We start from the raw sequence: 19503 nt of genomic DNA on the forward strand, positions 1-19503 counted from the left end.
GGCAGCTGCCGTCTCCCGCGCAGCTGGCGGCAGACTGAGCTGATGACGACTCGTACGGTGGGTTCGGAGGCCGGGCTGCCCGCGGTGCTGTACCGGGGCGGCAGGTTGTACTGCCCGGCGGTGCCGGGAGCGACGGCGTTGCTGGTGCGTGACGGCAGGATCGGCTGGTTGGGTACGGACGCGGACGCGCCACGGGCGGATGTGGTGGTCGACCTGGCCGGCGCGCTGGTGACCCCGGCCTTCGTCGACGCGCACGTGCACGCGACCGACACCGGTCTGGTGCTGTCCGGCCTGGATCTGTCGTCGGTGCGTTCGCCGGCCGAGCTGGTCGACCGGGTCGCCGGCTTCGCGGCAGGGCTGCCCCAGGACGCGGTGGTGCTGGGGCACGGGTGGGACGAGTCGACGTGGCAGCGGCCGGTGCCGCCGGACGCGCGGCAGTTGTCGGCGGCGTCGGGCGGACGGCGGGTGTACCTGTCTCAGGCGTCGATCCATTCGGCGCTGGTGTCGTCGGAGATGCTGGCGGCGGTGCCGGGTCTGGCGGAACGCTCCGATCCGCCAGGGTGGGTGCGGGAGGACGACCATCACGCGGTGCGGGCGCTGGCCTTCGGATCGTTGACGCCGGCGCAGCGCACCTCGGCGCAGCGGGCTGCGTTGGCTGCGGCGGCCGGCGCGGGTATCGCGGCGGTGCACGAGTGCGGCGGTCCGCAGACGTCGTCGGAGTCCGACTTCGTCTCCGTGCTGGCGATGTCGGGCGACGGCCTGCCGGAGGTGTACGGGTACTGGGGGGAGTTTCTGGGGGCGGCCCGGGCACGGGAGTTGGGCGCGGTGGCTGCCGGTGGTGACCTGTACGCCGACGGTGCGTTGGGGTCGCGGACGGCGTACCTGTCGCAGCCGTACGTCGACGGTGGCGGCTGCGGCAGCTGTTTCCTGGCCGCCGATCAGGTCGCGGCGCATCTGGTGGACTGTGTCCGGTCGGGGATGCAGGGTGGGTTCCACGCGATCGGTGACGCGGCGGTGGCGGCGGTCGTGGACGGCTTCGCGGTGGCGGCCGGCGAGGTCGGGGTGGAGCGGTTGCGGGCCGGCCGGCACCGGGTGGAGCACGTCGAGCTGGTCGACAAGCGGGTGATCGGGGCGTTCGTCGAGTTCGGGGTGGTGGCCAGTGTGCAGCCGGCGTTCGACCGGTTGTGGGGTGGTGGGGGTCAGATGTACGCGGCCCGGCTGGGCGTGGACCGGGCGTTGGCGTCGAATCCGTTCGGTGCGTTGCACGGGGTGGGCGTCACGTTGGCGTTCGGTTCGGACTCGCCGGTGACGCCGCTGGATCCGTGGGGTGGGGTGCGGGCCGCCGTTTCGCATTTCAATCCGGCGTCGCGGTTGGCGGTTCGGTCGGCGTTCGCCGCGCACACCAGGGGCGGTTGGCGGGCGTTGCCGCCGGGTGTGGTGCAGACCGCGCAGGAGGGGGCGTTGACGCTGGGCGCGGCGGCGACGTTCGCGGTGTGGCAGACGCCGGCGGGTGTGTCGGCGGACGGCCTGCCGGTCCTGGTGGCGGAGGATCCGGCGTTGCGCGGGCCGGCGGATCCGACGCCGCTGCCGCGGTGTCTGCGGACGGTGCTGCGGGGTCGGGAGATCTTCGTGGCGGAGGATCGGGCGGCCGGCGGGAGGTGAGCGGGGGTGGCCGGTGACACGCCGGTGGTGACACGCCGGTGGGGGTGGTCGGTGCCCCTGGGCCGGGTTGACAGCACCGGGGGTGGCCCGCGTACCGTCTTTGAGTCCTACCACGGGAAGCGGCTGTTGTTCGCTTCGTTTCTTCGTCCGCTGGCCGAGCGACTGTTGTCGCAATGTGGTTGTGCCGCTCGTGGATCGCCACGGGTGGTGCCCGCATCGGCCAGGTCCAGTGGGCGAGGGTCGGCGAGGCGGCGCGAACCGGCCGCGACTTTCCGGTGCACGGGCAGGTGGTCGTGCGGGGCCAGTAGACAACGGTCCGTCGGGGGCAGCCAGTTCCCGGTTGGCCGGTCCGAAGGTCACCGTACGGTCGTCCTGCCGCATCGGCGGGGGAGGGGCCTGGGAGCGCGGGGCGCGGCCGGATCGGCCGCGCCCCGATTTCTCGTTCGGCGGCCGGTGCGTCGCCGGCTGTGGCTGTCGTCGTCGGATGGGCTGGATTGCCGGTAGCCTTCGTCGGACGGTTCGGTGGCTGCCGCGGGTGGTGGCCTGGCGGGTGGGGCTCGACGTGGCGATGGTGGATGCGGCGGTGGCGCCGGAGCGGTCACGGCCGGTGGCGCTCGCGTCGGCGGGTGGCCCGTTGGGGTTGCCGTGGGCGATCGGTCTGGCGGTGTTGTCGGGTGCGGCGCTGCTGGTGGCTTTTCCGCCGTACGGCTGGTGGTGGGCGGCCCCGGTGGGGGTGGCGGCGTTGTCGGTGGCGGTGCATCGGCGTCGGTTGCGGGCGGGTGCGGGTCTGGGGTTCGTGGCCGGGGTGGTGTTCTTCGCGCCGTTGCTGAGTTGGACGAATCTGCACACGGGCAGTTTGCCGTGGGTGTTGTTGTCGGGCTTGCAGGCCGGTTACCTGGCGTTGCTGGGTGCGGTGGCGGCGTTCGTGTCTCCGGTGGTGGATCGTCGCCGGGGCGTGCTGTGGCCGGTGGTGACCGGGTTGTTGTGGGTGGGGCAGGAGGCGTTGCGGGGTCGGACGCCGTTTGGCGGGTTCCCGTGGGGTCGGTTGGCGTTCAGTCAGGGTGATTCGCCGGTGTTGTCGTGGGCGGCGGTGGGTGGGGCGCCGTTGGTGACGTTCGTGGTGGCGGTGGCCGGTGGAGCGGTAGCGGTGGGGGTGTGGCGTTCATGGCGTTCGTGGCGGGGTTTGGCGCCGGTGGCCGGGGGTGTCGGTGCGGCGGTGCTGGTGCTGCTGGTGGGTGGGTTGGTGCCGGTGGGTGACGGATCGTCGGGTTCGGTGGTGGTAGCGCTCGTGCAGGGCAACGTGCCGCGGATGGGGTTGGATTTCAACGCCCAGCGCAGGGCTGTGTTGGACAACCATGTGCAGGGCACGATCCGGTTGGCGCGGCAGGTGGCGGCCGGTGAGGTGCCTGCGCCGGATCTGGTGGTGTGGCCGGAGAACGCCAGCGACGTGGATCCGACGCGTGACCCGCAGGCGGCGGCGAGTATCGACGAGGCGGCGGCGGCTGTCGGGGTGCCGATCCTGGTGGGTGCGTTGGCGTACGGGCCCGGTGCCGGGGAGGTGCGCAACGTGAGCCTGGTGTGGGAGCCGGGTTCCGGCGGCGACGTCGAGCAGGTGTACGTGAAGCGGCATCCGGTGCCGTTCGCGGAGTATGTGCCGTTCCGGCGGTTGGCGAGGATGGTCACCGATCAGGTGGATCTGGTCCGGGCGGATTTCGTGGCCGGTTCGCAGCCAGGTGTGCTGCGGGTGGGTCCGGTGGCGATCAGCGGCATCATCTGTTTCGAGGTGGCCTACGACGGGTTGGTCCGTGACACGGTCACCGGTGGTGCGCAGGTGTTGGCGGTGCAGACGAACAACGCGACGTTCAATGAGGCCGAGGCGGCGCAGCAGTTGGCGATGGTGCGGTTGCGGGCGGTGGAGCATGGTCGGGCCGGGTTGATGGCGTCGACCGTTGGCATATCAGCGTTTGTCGATCAGAATGGGCGGGTGTCGCAGCCGACCCGGTTCAACACGGCGGCCGCCGTGGTGAGTGAGCTCGAGCTCGGGGCGACGCGTACTCTTGCGACTCGGATGGGTTTCTGGCCCGAGGCGGTGCTGGTGGTGTTCGCCGGCGTGGTGCTGGTCACCTCGGTGTGGCTGCGGCGGCGGGTGGTCAGTTCGGATACGGAGGTACGGTGAGCGAGGCGGTGTCGGCGGGCGGTGGCCCGGAGGGCTACCCGGGTGTCGGTCGGGTGCTGGTGGTCGTTCCCACCTACAACGAGGCGGAGAACGTACGTCTGATCACCGCCCGGATCCGCGGCGCTGTCCCCCAGGTCGACGTGCTGATCGCCGACGACAACTCGCCGGACGGTACCGGGGCGGTCGCCGATGAGCTGGCTGCGGCCGACGGCCAGGTGCATGTGCTGCACCGGCCAGGGAAACAGGGTCTCGGCGCGGCCTACGTCGCCGGATTCGGCTGGGCGCGGGAGCGTGGCTACGACGCGGTGGTCGAAATGGACGCCGACGGTTCGCATGCTCCGGAGCAGTTGCCGCAGCTGCTGGACGCGGCGCGGGACGCCGACGTGGTGATCGGTTCCCGGTGGGTGCCGGGCGGCGAGGTGGTGAACTGGCCCCGGCACCGGTGGGTGCTGTCGCAGGGGGCGAACCTGTACACGCGGTTGGCGCTGGGTATGCCGGTGCGGGACGCGACCGGTGGTTACCGGGTGTACCGGATCGCGGTGCTCGACAAGATCGACTACGCGAGTGTGTCGTCGCAGGGTTATTCGTTCCAGGTGGAGTTGACCTGGCGGTCGCACCGTGAGGGGTTCCGCATCGTCGAGGTGCCGATCACGTTCGCGGAGCGGGAGCAGGGCGCGAGCAAGATGAGCGCGTCGATTGTGCGGGAGGCGTTGTGGCGGGTGACCGTCTGGGGGGTCCGGGCTCGCCGGGACGGGTTGACCGGCCGGCGTCGCGACACGGCGTCGGCGCGCTGGCCGTGACGACGGCGCGTGTCATGCTGGACAGGTGACGTGACGCCACGTTCGCAGGAGGTGACATGCGCCGGGGAGTGCGGTTGATCCCGTTGGCGTTGGCGGCTGGTCTGGTGCTGGAGGTCGCCGTTTTCCTGCTGATCGCCCATCAGATCGGCTACGGGTGGGCGTTGCTGTTGGTGCTCGCCGCTTCCCTGGCGGGTATGGCGCTGCTGCGTCGGGAAGGGATGCGCGCTTGGCGGAGTTTCCGGGCGGCGGCGCAGTCCGGTCGTCCGCCCGGCGAGCAGGTCAGTGACGGTCTGCTCGGGTTGGTCGCTGGGGTGTTGTTGGCGACGCCGGGGCTGGTCAGTGGCGTGTTCGGTGGTGTGTTGGCGGTGCCGAAGGTGCGGCGGGTGGTGCGGCGGCGGGTTCAGGTCGCTGCGGAGCGGCGGATGTCGTCGGCGGCGGCCGGGGAGATGTTCGGGCCGCGCCGGGTGCGGGTGTATCCGCCGCCGGCGGCGGACCGGCCACCGGCGGGGTCTGCGGACGGTTCCGCGCCGCAGGCTGCCGCGTCCGGTCCGGCGATCGAAGGGGAGATCGTCGACCCGCCGCGGTGAGTGGACACGCCCGGGTGCGGGAGCGCGACGACGCCCCTGACGCCGGGGTGCGGCGTCAGGGGCGTCGGTGTCTGTGCTGCCCACCGGCCGGGCGGGGCCGGGTGGTCAGACGCCGCCGCGCCGGTTGCGGACCTCCTGCAGACGTTCGGCCAGGATGTCCTCCAGTTCGGCGATCGACCGCCGTTCCAGGAGCATGTCCCAGTGGGTGCGTGGCGGCTTGGCCTTTTTCTGCTCCGGTTCGCTGCCGTCGACCAGCCGGGCGACGCTGCCGTCGAACTTGCATTCCCAGGTCACCGGCACCTCTGCGTCGACGGCGAACGGGACCTCGAACTGGTGGCCTTTGGCGCAGAGGTACTCGCGGGTCTGGCGCGGCGCGAGTTCCGTGTTGCGGTCGGACTCGTAGCTGACTGCTCCCAGACGGCTTCCGCGCAGCATGCGCTCGCCCATGATCGGCTATCCCCTCGGTCGTGGTGCTGGTCTTCAGGTGTAACGATGTGTACGGGGCGGGCGATTCCCGCTGTCAGCGGACGCTGCCTGGTAGCGGCAGGGCCCGCGGCCCGGACGTGTGCGAGCGTATCCGGCCGATGCTCGCTGCTGCCGTGTCACCGGTGCGCAGAGGCCGTCGCCGCCGGGGTGAAACGTGGCGTTAACGAAGTCTGGCACATCGGTGACGATGTAGATGCGATGTAGGTCACTGCGCGGGCGCCGCCGGGTGGTTGTCGACCGGCCGGTGGGCGGTGCTGAGCGCCGCCAGCGCCGTGGCGAGGTCGCTGACTTGGCGGGACAGTTCCGTGACCCGGGCCTGGGCGTTGTCACGTTCGGCCCGGGTGGTGTCGAGGGCGGCGGCGAGTTCTGTCGCAGTGTGTCGGGCCTGTTCGGCGCGGGCGACGGCGGCGGCGGTCTCCGCGCGGGCGGTGTCGGCGTCGGCGCGGGCGGTCTGGGTATCGTGCTGCGCCGCATCGGCCCGCCGCTGCCACTGGTCGATGTCTGCGCGCGCCTGGTGTAGCGCCTCGCGCGCGGCGGCGGTTTCTGCGTGCGCCTGAGCGGCGTCTGCCCGGGCGGCCTCGGCTTGCGCATGAGCCCGGTCGGCGCGGATGTCGGCCTGCCGGCGCTGGTCGTCGGCGGTGCGCGCGGCGGCGCTGGCGTCGGCTGCTGCGGCGGTGGCCGCTGCCGCCTCCCGGGTGAGTTCGTCGATGACGCGTCGGTCGTCGTCGCGTTGCCGGGTCAGTTGTTCCAGTTGTTCGCGGACGGTGTCGCGGTCGTGTTCGGCCTGCCGCAGCAGTGCGTCGGCGGCGGCGGCCTGTTGCTGCGCGGCGGCCTGTTCCGTCCGTGCCTGCGCGGCCTGCTGGCGGGCCGCCGCGGCTTCGGCGGTCGCGGTTCCGGCGCGTGTCTCGGCGGTTTCGGCGCGGGCGGCGGCCTGCGCGGCGATCTGTTGTGCATGGGTGGCGGCGAGGGTGGCAGCTTCGGCTGTCTGCCGCGCGTCGTCGCGTTCGGCTTGGGCGGCGGCGAGGGTGGCGGCGGCTTCGGCCCGGACTTCGGCGACGCGACGGTCGACGCCGGCTGGGGAGAGTTCGGCGTGCAGTGTCTCGGTGAGGGTGCCGACCATCTGGTCGAGGCGGTCGACGAGTTCCCAGCTGCGGGCGATCTGGCCGGCGAGACCAGGGGCGTCGCGGCGGCGCATCCGGTTGGCGCGGGAGGCGCGTTGGCAGGCTCCGTCGTTGTCGCGGCAGTACCGGAAGGGGCGGCCGGCGGCTGCCCGTTGCGGTACGGGTGCGCCGCAGTGTGCGCAGGGCCGGGTTGCGGTATCGGTGTCCGGCGGCGGGGTGTCCATCGCCGCCGAAGTGTAGTTGCCGGTCTGACGCGTACCGCCGTCGTGGTGGCCGCAGGTCTGACTTCGGCTGCTTCGCGGGGTGTGTTCCGGCCGTGCGGCGTACGGTCGGCTGGTGGGTTCTGGCGGTGTTGGGCGGTCGATGCGGGAACGGATGGTCGCTGGTGACCTGTACCGTGCCGACGATCCGGAGCTGGTCGAGATGTCGGTGCGGGCGATGGATCTGACCGAGGCGTACAACCGCACGTCGGCGCGTGACGGTGAGCGGCGCCGGGCGCTGCTCGTCGAGCTGTTCGCCGAGGTGGGGGAGGATACCGAGGTACGGCCTCCGCTGCGGGTCGACTACGGCGTCCACATCAGCGTCGGGTCGCGTACCTTCGTCAACTTCGGGCTGGTGGCGTTGGATGCGGCGGCCATCAGCGTCGGTGACGATGTGCAGATCGGCTGCAACGTGCAGGTGATGACGCCGACGCATCCGCTCGCGGCCGGTGCACGCCGGGACAAGTGGGAGTCCGCGGAGCCGGTCCGGATCGGCGACAACGTGTGGCTGGGCAGCGGGGTGATCGTGCTGCCCGGGGTGGAGATCGGCAGGGACACGGTGGTCGGTGCGGGGTCGGTGGTGACCCGGAGCCTGCCGGCCGGGGTGCTCGCGGTCGGCAACCCGGCGCGGGTGCTGCGGGATCTGCCGGGCGACCGGACCGGCGGAGGGTGACGCGGGCGTCAGTCGGCCTGCAGGGCGTCGACCAGACGCTCGAGCGCGGCCGGTGTGGTCTGGGGCAGGAACAGGGAGGGCTCCACCAGTTCCAGTTCCAGCACGCATGGCTGGCCGTGGTCGTCGCGGACGAGGTCGACCCGGGCGTAGAGCGGGACGCCGAACGAGTCGGTGACGGTGTCGACGGCTTTGCGCGCTACGGCGATCAGTTCCGGGTCGGCGACATGCGGCGTGCTGGTTTCCGGCGCGAACAGGTCGTCGACCGGGTCGGTGTGGGGCAGCAGGACCCGTTTGTTCGCGGCGTGGCTGTACCTGCCGGTGAAGAAGACGAGGGGCCATTCTCCGTCGTCGGCCACCGAGGTGAGTCGTGGCTGGACCAGCACGCTGGTGCCGGCGGCGTGCAGTCTGCGGACGTGGGCGTACGCCTCGTCGTGCTGTGCCGGCCGGTACGAGGCGACGTGCCGGCTTCCCGCGCCGACGGCCGGTTTCACCACGAAGTCGCCGGCGGGGAAGTGTGGACGGTGCCCCGGCTCCACGAACGTGGTCGGTGTGACGGGTACCCCGGCCCGGTCGAGGTCAGCGAGGTAGTGCTTGTCCAGGTTCCACCGCAGCATCGGTAGCGGATTACGCAGATCCGTCACCTGTTCGACGGTTTCCAGCCAGGTGAGGAACTGTCTGAGTTGCTGTGGGTAGTCCCAGGTCGAACGCAGGACGGCCCGGTCGTAGTCGGCCCACCGCACCGCAGGGTCGTTCCACACCACCACGTCGACGGCGATGCCGGCCTGCCGTAGCGCCGGCAGGGCCAGCGGTTCGTCCTCGTCTTGTCCGCGTGCCTCGTGGGCGGAGACCCATGCCAGCCGGGTGACCATGCGCTGATCGTACGGCCCGGGCGCGGGCCGTACGGTGGACGGGCCGGGTCAGCGGTTGTCGCCGCTGCCACCGAGTACGCCACGGTTCTGGCGGCTGGCCAGCTTGGCCAGGTTGTCGGTCGCGATGTCGTTCAGTGAGAGGTCGAGGTAGGCGGCGAGGGTCGCCACGTACCACAGGACGTCGCCGAGTTCCTTGGTGATGTCGGCCCGGTCGAGCCTGGACTCGTCGCTGTCGTGGTCTCGGACCCATTTCTTGAACTTTTCGGCGACTTCGCCGGACTCGCCGACGAGGCCGAGTACCAGGTGGAGCAGTTCGTTCTTCTTGTCACGCGGCGCGGCGGTGTGCAGGGCGCCGCGCTGGTAGTCGTCCAGGTCCATGGCGGACCAGTATGGCGGTTCCCGCTCACCGGGCTCCTCCGCACCCGGTGGCCCGATTATCGAATTACCGTTAATCACAATCCGATAATCGGAGTTGACGTGTGGTCACGGAGAACTGATACACCATAATGACAGTTATGTGGTGACCGGACGTTCCTGGTCTGGCGTCAGGTGGCGGGCGCCCGTCGGTCAGAATCGGCACGTCGGCGACGGTCTCGGCGAGGATGGTGCGGTGGCAGGCGCGGATCGACGTGGCCTCGGTCAGGTGTTCAACGAGGTGCCGGAACTGTACGACAGGGTCCGGCCGGGGTACCCCGACGCGATGTTCGCCGACCTCGTCACCATCACCGGCCTAGGTGAGAGGTCGCCTGTGCTTGAGGTGGGCTGCGGTACCGGTCAGGCGACCCGTTCGCTGGCGGCACTCGGGTGTTCGGTGACCGCCATCGAGCCGGGCGCGGGTATGGTTGCGCTTGCTCGCCAACGGCTCGCCACCTTCGTCAACGTCACCGTCGAGTCGTCGACGTTCGAAGAGTGGGACGACCGCGGTCGACGCTTCGACCTCCTCGTGGCAGCTTCAGCGTGGCACTGGGTCGAACCTGCGATCGGCTGGCGGCGAGCACGCGAGGTGCTCCACCCCGAGGGCTGGATGGCGCTGCTCGGCCACGTCGTCATCCGCCGGCCCGGCGAGCCGGAGGTGTACGCGGAGACCGCCGATCTCCACGAACTGTTCTCCCCCGGGAATCCCGACTGGGGCCGTCCGCCGCTTGAGGACGACGTGCGCAGCACCCACGAGGGCTGGGGACCGGTCGACGATCCTGGCGGCCGGTTCGGCCCCACGATCGTGCGCTGGTACCCCACCGTTCAGTGGTTCGACGGCGACGGGTTCGCCGACCTCCTGCGCTCGCAGTCGCCGTACCGCAGGCTCGACCGCGACGTCCGCGAGCCGCTGCTCGATGCCATCGCCGAGCGCATCCGCACCCGCATGGGCGACCGAGCGGCACGCCGGTACCTGAGCGTCCTGCGTATCGGTCAGCGCGCGGAGTGAGCTCAGCGGTATCCGGTCACGTTCTTCGATGACGTCCGTAAGCTGGTGCTCCTACCCGGACGCCAGCAGCTGCGTCAGCCGGTCCAGGCCGGCTCTGATCAGCCGGGCGTACTCGTCGTCGCCCAGGGCGTCGATGCCCGCCTGCGCGTGCCGCAGGTGTTCCCGGGCCCGGTCGAGGTCACCGAGCTTGCGGTGACACTCGCCGAGGTTGAGGTGCAGCGACGGGTACAGGCCGGCCACCGGCAGGGCCACGCCGGCCTGCGCCACCCGGGCGTCGGTGAGCAGGTCAGCCGCGGCCAGGGCCCGCTGGTCCCAGAGCAGCTCCTGGTGCACGTCGTCCTGCACGTCGGCCATCGCGTGGGCAAGGACGCAGACGTGCAGCGGATCCCCGTCCTGTCCGCCGATCTCGTCCCAGATCCGGCTGAACAGGTCACGGGCGGCGTCCCGTTGACCGCGCTGGTGGTGCAGCTGCACCCCGTCGTTGATGCGGGCGAGCGTGGCGTCGACGGTCATCGGCTGCTCCCGGAACGTGCATGTCGCGGCGACACCGATGGTAGTCGGCCGGCCGGACCCGACCGGTCGACCGTCGGGGAGTGGTCCGGGGCGGCGGTGAGCGCGAGCACAATGGCCAGTGCGGCGGCGGCGTCGAGCAGGGCCCGGGACCGGGTGGTGAGGTCGGCGTCACGGACCGCCAACGCGGCGGTGATGTCGGCCGACCGGCCGGCGGAGCGCAGTCGCGGCATCAGGGCCCGCAGCGGCGCGACCCGGTAGCCGGCCTGGCGTAGCTGGTGCACGACGCGGGCGTCGCGGACCTGGGCCGGGGTGTAGCGGCGCGGTCCGCCCGGTCGGTCGCGGCCGGGCACGACGAGTCCTTCGGCGTGCCAGTGCCGCAGGGTCGACGGGCGTACGCCGAGAGCGGCGGCCAGCTCGGAGATGCTCATCGCGTCGGACGCGCGGATGTCGGTCATCGGTTCGGCGGCGATGGCCTCGGCCGCCAGCTGAGCCTGTCGCAGGTCGGCGCGTTCGGTGTGCAGCCGGGCGTGGGCGGCGTCGAGCAGGGCGAGCATCCCGTCGGCCGGGCGGCGGTGGGCGGCCTGGACGATCCTGCCGGCCTCGGCCGGTCCCACCGCCGTGGCCAGGGCACGGTAGGCCAGCGCCGACTGCAGGTGCAGGTGCCCGAAGACCCGGTGGCCGGTGGCGGTACGGGTCGCCGGGCGAGGTCGACGGTGCGCATCCGAGGTGAGTGGAGACCTTCCGCCTCGTCTACCTGCTGTCGTGGCCGTGAAGTCTCCATAAGCACTGCAATGTAACGCTTGAGCCATGACCCAGGACGAGATCATCGCGTTCGTCGCCGGCCTCGGCGACGTACTGACGCTCAGGCCGGCGTCCGGCGACGGCACGCCGCCGATCAGCTGGGGCGACACGTTCTTCTACGTCTCGCCCGACGGCACGGTCCCGACCGGGCGGCAGCCGTTCGCAACGATCGTGACCAAGGACTACCCGGGCGACGCGACGTCGCGCCTGGACCGGCCGGGGGTGTTCCGGCTCAACGTCGCCGCGGGCAGGGACGATTTCCTGCGGCACGCCGGGCACGAGCCTCGCGGGGCCGCCCCGGCCGGGGTCGATCCGGCCGCCGCCGACACCCTGTTCGCCCATCCCGTGTACGGTGCCGGCGGCTGGCTGGCGGTGGTCGACCCCGGTGCGCGGACCGACGCGGTGGTGCGTGAACTGCTGCGCGCGGCACACCGACGCGCCGGCGCACACCACGGACGTCGGGCCGGCAGGATCACCGGGTGAGACAGCGGGTGGGCGCGCCCGCCGTCACCGCGGTGCGCCCGGTCGGGGGACGTGTCGGACGAACACGACGCCGTCGACCGTGTCGAGCCGCGCCGGGTCCAGCGGGAAGTAGGCGAAGTCGGGGCTGACCCGTGGGACGGCTGCGGTGAGGGTGCGGGCCAGTCGGCGGGCGTCGACGAGGCAGGTGTCCCACGGCACGGTGGCCAGGACACCTTCGACGGTGTCCGGCGGTGGGGTGTCGTCGCCGATGGTGCCGAGAGCGGAGGCCAGGTAGGCGTACCGGTCGCCGAGGCGGGCCGCGGTGATCGCGCCCGCGCTCCACATCCGCAGCTGCTGGTCGCCGAACGACATGACGCTGCGGCTGCGCTGCAGGTGCAGGTTGTGGGCGAAGACCAGGGCGGGGCCGTGGTCGGCGACGGCCCGCAGGTTGGCGGCCATCATCGCGTCCCGCAGCGCCGACAGCCGGGCGATCCGGGCCGGGGACGGGTCGGCCATCGCGTGGTGGTAGCGGAGCAGGCCGACGGCGGTACGCCCGTACAGTTCGGCCCGTTCGCGGTCGGCGGGGTCCAGCTGCGGCGCCTGGGTGTCGAGCAGCGCCAGCAGGTCGTCGGTGATCAGCCGGAGTTGCCGGGCGTCGGTGGACCGGCCGATCGACCGGGACGGGTCGGTGACGGTGGCCGGGTCGGACCAGCGCTCGTCCGGGCCGAGCAGTGTGTCGAGGGTGTCCCGGGTGCCGGGCGGCGGGTCGTCGAGCAGGTCGTGCAGGCCGGTGAGTGCCTGGCGTGGGCTGGCCGCCCAGTACTCCAGGGGGCCGTCGAAGCCGTGGAACCGTAGTTTGTCGTCGTGGTCGTCGTTGTAGGCCCGCATCCAGCTGACCAGGTCGCGATTGGCCGGTGAGGTGCCGAACTGGTGGCTGAAGCCGTGGCGCATGACGTCGTCGAGGGTGCCGGTGCCGGTGCCGGTCGCGACGTACTCGTCGACGACGAGGCCCATCAGGCAGTCGCTTTCGACGGCGATCGACCGGTAGCCCTCGTGGGTGACGAGATGCCGGAAGATGTCGTTGCGTAGCTGGCCCAGTTCCGCCACGAAGTGCCGGGCCTCGCCGAGGCCGAGCAGCAGCGGTCGGGCGGGCAGCGACCGCAGGAATGCCGAGATGCCGGCGGCGTCGGCGGGTCGGGCGATGTCCGTGATATCCATTCCTTCAACGGTATCGTTGAAACAACGGTGTAAGGTTTGTGCGCGACTGACGCTGTACGCCGGGGTGAACCCTCAAAGGTTGTGGTATCTGTGCGGCCGGTGGACCTGGCACGGGAGCATGGTCTGTCCCCTCAGGCGGTGCGCAACTACGAGCAGGCCGGTGTCCTGCCGGCGGCCGCGCGTACCGCCGCAGGCTACCGGGTCTACACGCCGGTGCACGCGCAGGCGCTGCGGGCGTTCGTCGCGTTGGTCGCCGGGCACGGTCACGCCACGGCGACATCGATCATGCGGGCGGTGAACCGGGGTGCCGTCGACGAGGCGCTGCGACTTGTCGACGACAGCCACTGCCAGTTGGTCGAGGACCGACGTACCGTGCAGGCGGTCGAGGTCGCGCTGCGTGATCTGGCACCGGTCGCGCCCGAGCGTGGCGGGACGTTCATCGGCCCGTTGGCGGCCCGGCTCGGTCTGCGCCCGGCCACCCTGCGTGCGTGGGAGGCCGCCGGTCTGGTCCGGCCGGGCAGGGACCGGCGGACCGGGTACCGGGTCTACGACGCCGCCGACGTGCGGGACGTGATGCTGATCCACCAGCTGCGCCGGGGTGGCCATCTGCTGGCGCAGATCGCGCCGTTGATCACCCAGGTCCGTTCGGCCGGTGGCGTCGCCCCGCTGGAGTCGACGCTGCGTGCCTGGCGGGACCGGTTGTCCGCGCGGGGCCGGGCGATGCTCGCCGGTGCCGCCGAACTGGACGCCTTTCTGCGTGTCCGGGCGGCGGCGTCAGCCGGGTCGGCGGTTTGTGGGCCGGACTGATTCCCGGTGGCCGGGGTCGCCCGGTGCGGGTCAGACTCGTCCGGTGTCGACGTTCGACGAGCTGATCGCCGAGGCTTCGGCGGTGCCGGTGGCGGGCTGGGACTTCTCCTGGTTCGCCGGCCGGGCCACCGAGCAGCGGCCGTCCTGGGGGTACGCGCGGCTGCTGGGCCGTCAGATGGCCGGTGTCCGGCGGGCGGTGGATGTGCAGACCGGTGGCGGTTGGCGCCGCTGGGTGTGCATGTCGTGCGCGCCGCGCAGGCCGGCGGGCTGCCGTTGCGGTCCGGTTGTTTCGACCTGGTGGTGAGCCGGCATCCGACGGTGGTGGGCTGGTCCGAGGTGGCGCGGGTGCTGGTGCCGGGCGGGACGTACCTGTCCCAGCAGATCGGCCCGGACTCGGTCGGTGAGCTGCGGGCGGCGTTGGGGGTGTCGGTGCCGCCGCGTGCCGATAAGCGCCCGGACCGGGTGCGGGACGCGGCGGCGGCGGCCGGTCTGGACGTGGTGGACCTGCGGATGGAGTCGCTGCGGATGGAGTTCTTCGACATCGCCGCGGTGGTCGTGTTTCTGCGGAAGGTGGTGTGGACGGTGCCGGGTTTCACGGTGGACCGCTACCGGGGTCAGTTGGCGGCGCTGCACCGCAGGATCTGCACCGAGGGGGCGTTCGTGGCGTACTCGCGGCGGGTGCTGGTGCGGGCGTACCGGCGGCTGGAGCGCCGGGTCGGAGCCTCAGCCGGGTAGGGCACGGGTCCACCGACGTTCGCGGGTCTGGACGTACCCGTCGTCGGTGCGGGAACGCAGCGGAACCGGTTTGGGAAGGCTGTCCGGGACGATGGCTGTCCCCGAACAGGTCAAAGGAGGTCTTCCCCATGCCCGTGCTCACTCTCGACTGCCGGCAGGGCAACGACCGCCGAATCCGGGCGACCCTTCGGGCCGAGCTGACCGCTGTGGTCGCCCGGATCATCGGCTGCTCACCGGAGGCGGTGACGGTGGTGATCCGCGACTGCGAACCTGGGTACCAGCGCGGGTCGGCCGCAGGTCAGGTGCGGTTTCCCGACGGAATGCCCAGTTGGTCGAACTCCGCGGCGGCCCGGCCCCGGTAGTCGTCGGCGGCCTCGGTGTCTCCGCCTGCCCGCAGCGCCGCCGACAGGCCAGCGAGGGCCCGGGCCGCCTCGATCCGATAGCCGACCCCGGTGGCTATGTCGTGGGCCGCGGTGTGCAGATCGGCTGCCGCCGTGTACCTTCCCTGGCCGAGGTACACCACGCCGAGGATGTTGCGCACCGCCGCCTGCCGCAGCGGGGCGCGGCTGCTGCCGTCGAGCTCCAGGGCCCGTTGCGCGTGCCGCGTCGCTGCGGCGTTCGCACCCAGTCGGTGCTGGACCTGGGCGCACAGTGCGTGCACGCGCGACATCTCTGCGGCCGGGGCGGACTCCGCGTTGAGTTCGAGCACCCGGTCCAGGCAGTTGCCGGCCTGTTCGTCCTGGTCCATTCCGAGGTGGGCGACGGCCAGATCGGTCAGTGCGAGGGCTTCCATGTCCCATGCGCCAATCCGATGGTTCAGCTCGATGGCATGGCGGGCCGCCTCGGCCGCCTCCCGGTAGCGGCCGCAGTGTTCGTGCAGGCTGCTGAGGTCGGTCAGCGATTGGGCCTGCGCGCGGTACGCGCCCAGTTCGTGCTTGAGTTCGATGGAGCGCCGCAGGTGCGCTCGGGCCTCGTCGTAGCGGCCCAGCGTGGCGAGCAGCAGGCCGAGCATTCCGGTGCTCTCCGCTTCGCCAGTCCTGTCGTCGAGGGACACGGCCAGGTCCAGGCTTTCCTCGGTCGCCGTGAGGCCGTCCTGAAGGAGGCCCAGCCGCCAGGCTGCGGCCGCCAGGTCGGACAGACCGCGCGCCAGCAGCGACCGGTCGTGCAGGGCGCGGGCACACTCGACGCCCAGGGTCGCGATGCGGTGGAACTCCTCGAACCGGCCGCGGGCGTCGAGTGCGAGTACGGCGTTGTGGGCCAGGTCCGCTGCCTGCCGGTACTGGCCGGCGTCGCGGGCCTGCTCGGCGACCTGGGCGAGGTTGTCCGACTCGCGGCTGAGCCACGCCCGGGCGGTGTGGCCGCTGGTCAGCACGGGCAGGGACAGCGGCGCGGCGGGGCCGGGCGGCTGCTCGGGGCGGCGCCCGGGGAAGGCCAGGTCGCAGGCCATGTCGGACGCCGCGTGGTAGTAGTCGGCCAGGCGGGCCAGCGCGTCGTGGTCCTGGGCGCCCGGCGGGTGGTCGCGGGAACGCAGCCAGAGCGCGAAGCTGCGTACCAGGTCGTGGAACGCGTACCGGCTGGTCTCGTGCTGCTGGAGAAGATGGGTGTCCAGCAGGTGTTCGAGGATGTCCTCGGCCGGTGCCGGATCGGTGCCGAGCAGCGCGGCGGCCGAGTACCTGTCCATCTCGGTGCCCGGGTGCTGGCCCAGCAGGAGGAACGCGTCCCGGTTCGCTTCGTCGAGCGCGTCGTAGGACAGGGTGAGCGTGGCCGTGACGCTGCGCTCGCCGGCCCGGAGTTCCTCCAGCCGCCGGGTCTCGTCGCGCAAGAGGTCGACCAGGTACCGCACCGTCCAGCGGGGACGGTTGCGCAGCCGGGCACCGGCGATCCGCAGCGCCAGCGGCAGGTGACCGCAGAGTTCAGCGAGTTCGGCGACGGCCCCAGGTTCCTGTCCGGCGCGCTCGGCACCCAGGATCGTGCTGAGCATGGCGGTGCTGTCGGCGGGGGGCATGACGCCCAACGAGATCCACTCGGCGCCGTCGAGCTCCACCAGGCGGGTGCGGCTGGTGACGATGACCAGCGTGTCGGCCGAGCCCGGTAGCAGCGGCAGCACCTGCCCGCTGCCGGCGGCGTTGTCGAGCAGCAGCAGAAGGCGGTGGTGGACGACCGTGCTGCGCCACATCACGAGTCGGCCGGGTATGTCGTCGGGAATCTGCGTGCCGGGGACCTCGAGCATCCGCAGCAGCATCCCGGCGACCGTTCCCGGTTGCAGCGGCTGTTCGCCGGGCGTGTGCCCGCGCAGGTCCACGTACAGGTGGGCGTCCGGGAAGTTGTCGGCGAGCTGGTGTGCCACCCGGACCGCGAGGGACGTCTTGCCGCTGCCACCCATGCCGTCGACGGCGACGATGCGAGGACTCCAGCCGGGTCCGCGCGGGGGACCGTCGCGGTGCTCCGCGTCGGGCTGGCCGCGGTGGTTGGCCAGCTGGGCGAGTTCCGCCTTGCGGCCGGTGAAGTCCGGCAGGTCGTAGGGCAGCGTGCAGCGGTGCGGGGCAGGCGCTCCGGCGCCGTGTGGTGTCGAAGGCGCCATGGCCAGGTCTGGGCTGCTGCGCAGCACCGCCAGGTGCAGGGTGGCGAGCCGTTCGCCCGGGTCGATGCCCAGCTCGTCGGCGAGCAGCTTGCGGGCCCGGTCGTACTCCAGTAGCGACTCCGCCGGTCGGCCGCCGCGGTACAGCGCCAGCATCAGCTGGGCGCGAAGCGCCTCCTGCAGGGGGTACGCGTTGACCAGGTCGCGCAGTTCGCCGACCAGTTCGGTGCTTTCTCCCATCCTCAGGCGCAGTTCGAAGAAGCGTTCGACGGCGGCGAGGCGGCGTTCCTCCAGTGCCGCGGAGGCCGCGGCGATCACCGCGCCGCCGGTGCCGGCCAGGACCGGTCCGCGCCACAGCGCGAGGGCCGTACGCAGCGCGTCGACGGCTTGACCGGGGTTGCCGGCGGCTTCCTCCTGCTGTGACTGCCGGATCAGGTCGGCGAACTCGGTCGCGTCGAGTTGGTGCGGTCCGGGAACGATTCGGTAACCGGGCCCGGACGTGGCGATCAGCTGCGGGCCGTCCGGGATCCGGCGGCGCAGCCCGGCGACCGCCTTGCGGATCTGGTGTGCCGCCGTGGTGGGGCAGTCCTCGCCCCACACCGCCTCGACGAGGTGGGGCACCGGCACCAGCTGGCCCGGGGCGAGTAGCAGGCAGACGAGTACCCGCTCCGGTACCAGCCCACCGATGGCCACCGACCGTCCCCGGTGTGTGCGGCATTCGAGCGGACCGAGGATGTTGAACCGGACCGGGCCCTCAGCTGTATCCGTCACCGTGCCACTCCCGTCTGCAGCGCCACGGCGAACCCGGACCGGTAGAGATCATGACAAATACGTGTCGAGCGCCGCCGGGCTGCCGGTTCCGGTCATGATCCCCAAGTCCAAATTGTACGGTAACCGGGCGGGACGGCGGGGGTAGCGGGCGGCGCGAGACTGGAGGCGCAACCGAGAAGCAGGAGCGATTGATGAGATTCGTGCTGGAGAGGGAGTTTCGCGGCGGGACCGTGCCATCCGGCGTGGAGCGGGGGCATCGATCCTACTGGCGCCGCATGTCGGACGAGGGCGTCCTGCTGTACGCGGGAAGCTGGACGGACGCCCGTGGCGACACGCTGCTACTCGACGTGCCGGACGCCGATGCCCTGCGTACCGTGCTGTCCGGGGACCCGTACGTCCGTGGCGGTGTGGTGGCCGGGACCCGGACGCGTCGGCTGGGTGATCTGCTGCCGGCCCGGCCCCCGCAACACCGCCGCCCGCATCCGGTGCACGTCGAGAGCGGACGCCCGGGTGACGTCGGCCGGCTGACCCCGCACGAACTGCGGGTGGCCCGGATGATGCTCGACGGACTCACCAACCGGCAGATGGCCGACCGGCTGGGCGTGTCGCAGCGGGCGGTGGAACAGCACATCACCCGCATCTACCGCAAGCTGTCCATCAGCCGGCGGGCACAGCTCGCGGTCGCGCTGCACGGCGAGCGCGGCCCGTCACCCCTGGCCACAGCGGCGGGTTGACGGGCCGAGGGCTCACAGCAGCGACCGTCCCGCGCCGCCGTCGACCGGCAGCACCACGCCGGTGGTGCTGCCGGCCAGCGCCGACGCCAGGTACGCCGCCGCCGCGCCGATCTCGTCCGGCTCGGCGAGCCGGCCGAGGGGGATGTCCGCGCTCAGGGCGGCGAGACCGCCGTCGAGCTGCTCGGCCCAGGCCTGCAACGTCGGTGTCCGAGTCATGCCCGGCGCGATGACGTTCACGGTGACCGACCCCTCACCGGCCTCGGCGAGCTCCTGTACCAGCGACTTGGCGTAGCCGAGCACGGCTGGGCGCACCGTGTTGGACAGGGCGAGCCCGGCGATGGGCTGCCGGGCGGCGAGTGAGGTGATGAACAGGATCCGGCCGTAGCCCGCAGCGCGCATGTGCGGCAGTGCCGTGCGGGTCAGCGTGACGGCGGAGAGCAGGTTGAGCTCCAGTGCCGCCCGGTAGTCGGCGACGTCGAACCGCTCGGCGCCGCCCTCGGGCGGGCTGCCGGCGTTGGCGACCACCACGTGCGGTCCGCCGTACGTGGCGGCGACCTCGTCGACCCAGGTGCGGACGGCGGCGTGGTCGGTGACGTCCAGCGCCGTACCGTGCACGGCGCCGTGCGCCTGCTGCGTCAGCAGGCGCACGGCCTCGTCCAGCCGGTCCGGGTCACGTCCGCAGATCGACACGGTCGCGCCCTCGGCGACGAGTCGGCGGGCCACCGCCAGCCCGATCCCGCTCGTCGCGGCGGCGACCATGGCGGTACGGCCGTTCAGTCCCAGATCCACTCAGTTTCTCCTTCCGGCTGTGCCGGTCTCAGCTGCGT

Annotated in this window: 20 protein-coding genes; 11 read left to right on the forward strand and 9 right to left on the reverse strand. The window is 72.0% G+C overall.

Features of this window, described 5'->3' with window-relative positions; genetic code table 11:
* The first annotated feature begins 42 nt into the window (after nucleotides 1-42).
* From O7621_RS20300 to O7621_RS20315, 4 genes are all read left to right on the forward strand, one after another.
* Nucleotides 43-1662 carry an amidohydrolase family protein gene (locus O7621_RS20300; RefSeq protein ID WP_282230703.1) on the forward strand — a complete coding sequence of 540 codons (1620 nt, stop codon included), beginning with the start codon at nucleotides 43-45 and terminating at the stop codon, nucleotides 1660-1662.
* 568 nt (nucleotides 1663-2230) lie between these two features.
* Nucleotides 2231-3838, forward strand: a complete 1608-nt coding sequence (gene lnt, locus O7621_RS20305; protein ID WP_282234671.1) for an apolipoprotein N-acyltransferase — start codon at nucleotides 2231-2233, stop codon at nucleotides 3836-3838.
* A complete protein-coding gene (locus tag O7621_RS20310; RefSeq protein ID WP_282230704.1) occupies nucleotides 3835-4638 on the forward strand; it encodes a polyprenol monophosphomannose synthase in 804 nt (267 codons plus the stop codon). The genes lnt and O7621_RS20310 overlap by 4 nt, the downstream gene beginning before the upstream one ends.
* A 56-nt stretch (nucleotides 4639-4694) precedes the next feature.
* Nucleotides 4695-5225 (forward strand): FxsA family protein, encoded by a 531-nt coding sequence (locus O7621_RS20315; RefSeq protein WP_282230705.1) that lies wholly within the window; start codon nucleotides 4695-4697, stop codon nucleotides 5223-5225.
* A gap of 105 nt (nucleotides 5226-5330) precedes the next feature.
* On the opposite strand, the gene O7621_RS20320 is transcribed toward O7621_RS20315, so the two are convergent.
* Together O7621_RS20320 and O7621_RS20325 are read right to left on the reverse strand one after the other, a co-directional pair.
* Nucleotides 5331-5672: an RNA polymerase-binding protein RbpA gene (locus tag O7621_RS20320; RefSeq protein ID WP_123601539.1), complete on the reverse strand. Its 342-nt coding sequence runs from the start codon at nucleotides 5670-5672 to the stop codon at nucleotides 5331-5333.
* 244 nt (nucleotides 5673-5916) lie between these two features.
* Entirely contained in the window at nucleotides 5917-7056 is a 1140-nt protein-coding gene (locus O7621_RS20325; protein ID WP_282230706.1) for a serine/threonine protein kinase, read from the reverse strand.
* Nucleotides 7057-7195: 139 nt separating this feature from the next.
* On the opposite strand from O7621_RS20325, the gene O7621_RS20330 reads away from it, so the two are divergent.
* Nucleotides 7196-7765, forward strand: coding sequence for a sugar O-acetyltransferase (locus tag O7621_RS20330; RefSeq protein ID WP_282230707.1), 570 nt, complete (start codon nucleotides 7196-7198; stop codon nucleotides 7763-7765).
* A gap of 8 nt (nucleotides 7766-7773) precedes the next feature.
* Here the strand turns inward: O7621_RS20330 and O7621_RS20335 are convergent, their stop codons facing one another.
* On the reverse strand, nucleotides 7774-8634 hold the full coding sequence (locus O7621_RS20335) for a hypothetical protein (protein ID WP_282230708.1): 861 nt from the start codon (nucleotides 8632-8634) through the stop codon (nucleotides 7774-7776).
* Nucleotides 8635-8682: 48 nt separating this feature from the next.
* Nucleotides 8683-9012 carry a nucleoside triphosphate pyrophosphohydrolase family protein gene (locus O7621_RS20340; RefSeq protein ID WP_282230709.1) on the reverse strand — a complete coding sequence of 110 codons (330 nt, stop codon included), beginning with the start codon at nucleotides 9010-9012 and terminating at the stop codon, nucleotides 8683-8685.
* A 232-nt stretch (nucleotides 9013-9244) separates the two neighbouring features.
* Here O7621_RS20340 and O7621_RS20345 point away from each other — a divergent pair, with 232 nt between their 5' ends.
* A complete protein-coding gene (locus O7621_RS20345) occupies nucleotides 9245-10057 on the forward strand; it encodes a class I SAM-dependent methyltransferase (RefSeq protein ID WP_282230710.1) in 813 nt (270 codons plus the stop codon).
* Between the two features lie 51 nt (nucleotides 10058-10108).
* Here the strand turns inward: O7621_RS20345 and O7621_RS20350 are convergent, their stop codons facing one another.
* Entirely contained in the window at nucleotides 10109-10570 is a 462-nt protein-coding gene (locus O7621_RS20350) for a hypothetical protein (protein ID WP_282230711.1), read from the reverse strand.
* Nucleotides 10567-11184 carry a MerR family transcriptional regulator gene (locus O7621_RS20355; protein WP_282230712.1) on the reverse strand — a complete coding sequence of 206 codons (618 nt, stop codon included), beginning with the start codon at nucleotides 11182-11184 and terminating at the stop codon, nucleotides 10567-10569. The genes O7621_RS20350 and O7621_RS20355 overlap by 4 nt, the downstream gene beginning before the upstream one ends.
* Before the next feature lie 193 nt (nucleotides 11185-11377).
* Here O7621_RS20355 and O7621_RS20360 point away from each other — a divergent pair, with 193 nt between their 5' ends.
* Entirely contained in the window at nucleotides 11378-11854 is a 477-nt protein-coding gene (locus O7621_RS20360) for a DUF6194 family protein (RefSeq protein ID WP_282230713.1), read from the forward strand.
* 24 nt (nucleotides 11855-11878) lie between these two features.
* Here the strand turns inward: O7621_RS20360 and O7621_RS20365 are convergent, their stop codons facing one another.
* Entirely contained in the window at nucleotides 11879-13051 is a 1173-nt protein-coding gene (locus O7621_RS20365) for an erythromycin esterase family protein (RefSeq protein WP_282230714.1), read from the reverse strand.
* Nucleotides 13052-13150: 99 nt separating this feature from the next.
* Between O7621_RS20365 and O7621_RS20370 the strand changes: the two genes are divergently transcribed.
* Genes O7621_RS20370 through O7621_RS20375 form a run of 3 tightly spaced genes read left to right on the forward strand, consistent with a single transcriptional unit; the run spans nucleotide 13151 to nucleotide 14593 of the window.
* Nucleotides 13151-13858 (forward strand): MerR family transcriptional regulator, encoded by a 708-nt coding sequence (locus tag O7621_RS20370; RefSeq protein ID WP_348775324.1) that lies wholly within the window; start codon nucleotides 13151-13153, stop codon nucleotides 13856-13858.
* A 43-nt stretch (nucleotides 13859-13901) separates the two neighbouring features.
* Nucleotides 13902-14162 (forward strand): hypothetical protein, encoded by a 261-nt coding sequence (locus O7621_RS29235; protein ID WP_348775251.1) that lies wholly within the window; start codon nucleotides 13902-13904, stop codon nucleotides 14160-14162.
* Nucleotides 14102-14593 (forward strand): hypothetical protein, encoded by a 492-nt coding sequence (locus tag O7621_RS20375; protein ID WP_348775252.1) that lies wholly within the window; start codon nucleotides 14102-14104, stop codon nucleotides 14591-14593. The genes O7621_RS29235 and O7621_RS20375 overlap by 61 nt, the downstream gene beginning before the upstream one ends.
* 298 nt (nucleotides 14594-14891) lie before the next feature.
* Here O7621_RS20375 and O7621_RS20380 read toward each other — a convergent pair whose 3' ends face one another.
* The gene (locus O7621_RS20380) at nucleotides 14892-17942 is read right to left on the reverse strand and encodes a BTAD domain-containing putative transcriptional regulator (protein ID WP_282230716.1); all 3051 of its coding nucleotides are present in this window, start codon (nucleotides 17940-17942) and stop codon (nucleotides 14892-14894) included.
* Between the two features lie 275 nt (nucleotides 17943-18217).
* Here O7621_RS20380 and O7621_RS20385 point away from each other — a divergent pair, with 275 nt between their 5' ends.
* Complete coding sequence (locus tag O7621_RS20385; RefSeq protein ID WP_282230717.1) at nucleotides 18218-18676, forward strand: LuxR C-terminal-related transcriptional regulator; 459 nt, start codon at nucleotides 18218-18220, stop codon at nucleotides 18674-18676.
* Between the two features lie 12 nt (nucleotides 18677-18688).
* On the opposite strand, the gene O7621_RS20390 is transcribed toward O7621_RS20385, so the two are convergent.
* Nucleotides 18689-19465, reverse strand: a complete 777-nt coding sequence (locus O7621_RS20390; RefSeq protein WP_282230718.1) for an SDR family oxidoreductase — start codon at nucleotides 19463-19465, stop codon at nucleotides 18689-18691.
* Between the last annotated feature and the right edge of the window lie 38 nt (nucleotides 19466-19503).

Source organism: Solwaraspora sp. WMMD937 (assembly GCF_029581175.1).
In the GTDB taxonomy this organism is placed as follows: Bacteria; Actinomycetota; Actinomycetes; order Mycobacteriales; family Micromonosporaceae; genus Micromonospora_E.

Coding starts and splice junctions, on each gene's coding strand:
- O7621_RS20300 (WP_282230703.1), top strand. CDS start 43: ATGACGACTCGTACGGTGGGTTCGGAGGCCGGGCTGCCCGCGGTGCTG.
- lnt (WP_282234671.1), top strand. CDS start 2,231: ATGGTGGATGCGGCGGTGGCGCCGGAGCGGTCACGGCCGGTGGCGCTC.
- O7621_RS20315 (WP_282230705.1), top strand. CDS start 4,695: ATGCGCCGGGGAGTGCGGTTGATCCCGTTGGCGTTGGCGGCTGGTCTG.
- O7621_RS20320 (WP_123601539.1), bottom strand. CDS start 5,672: ATGGGCGAGCGCATGCTGCGCGGAAGCCGTCTGGGAGCAGTCAGCTAC.
- O7621_RS20325 (WP_282230706.1), bottom strand. CDS start 7,056: ATGGACACCCCGCCGCCGGACACCGATACCGCAACCCGGCCCTGCGCA.
- O7621_RS20330 (WP_282230707.1), top strand. CDS start 7,196: ATGCGGGAACGGATGGTCGCTGGTGACCTGTACCGTGCCGACGATCCG.
- O7621_RS20335 (WP_282230708.1), bottom strand. CDS start 8,634: ATGGTCACCCGGCTGGCATGGGTCTCCGCCCACGAGGCACGCGGACAA.
- O7621_RS20340 (WP_282230709.1), bottom strand. CDS start 9,012: ATGGACCTGGACGACTACCAGCGCGGCGCCCTGCACACCGCCGCGCCG.
- O7621_RS20350 (WP_282230711.1), bottom strand. CDS start 10,570: ATGACCGTCGACGCCACGCTCGCCCGCATCAACGACGGGGTGCAGCTG.
- O7621_RS20360 (WP_282230713.1), top strand. CDS start 11,378: ATGACCCAGGACGAGATCATCGCGTTCGTCGCCGGCCTCGGCGACGTA.
- O7621_RS20365 (WP_282230714.1), bottom strand. CDS start 13,051: ATGGATATCACGGACATCGCCCGACCCGCCGACGCCGCCGGCATCTCG.
- O7621_RS20385 (WP_282230717.1), top strand. CDS start 18,218: ATGTCGGACGAGGGCGTCCTGCTGTACGCGGGAAGCTGGACGGACGCC.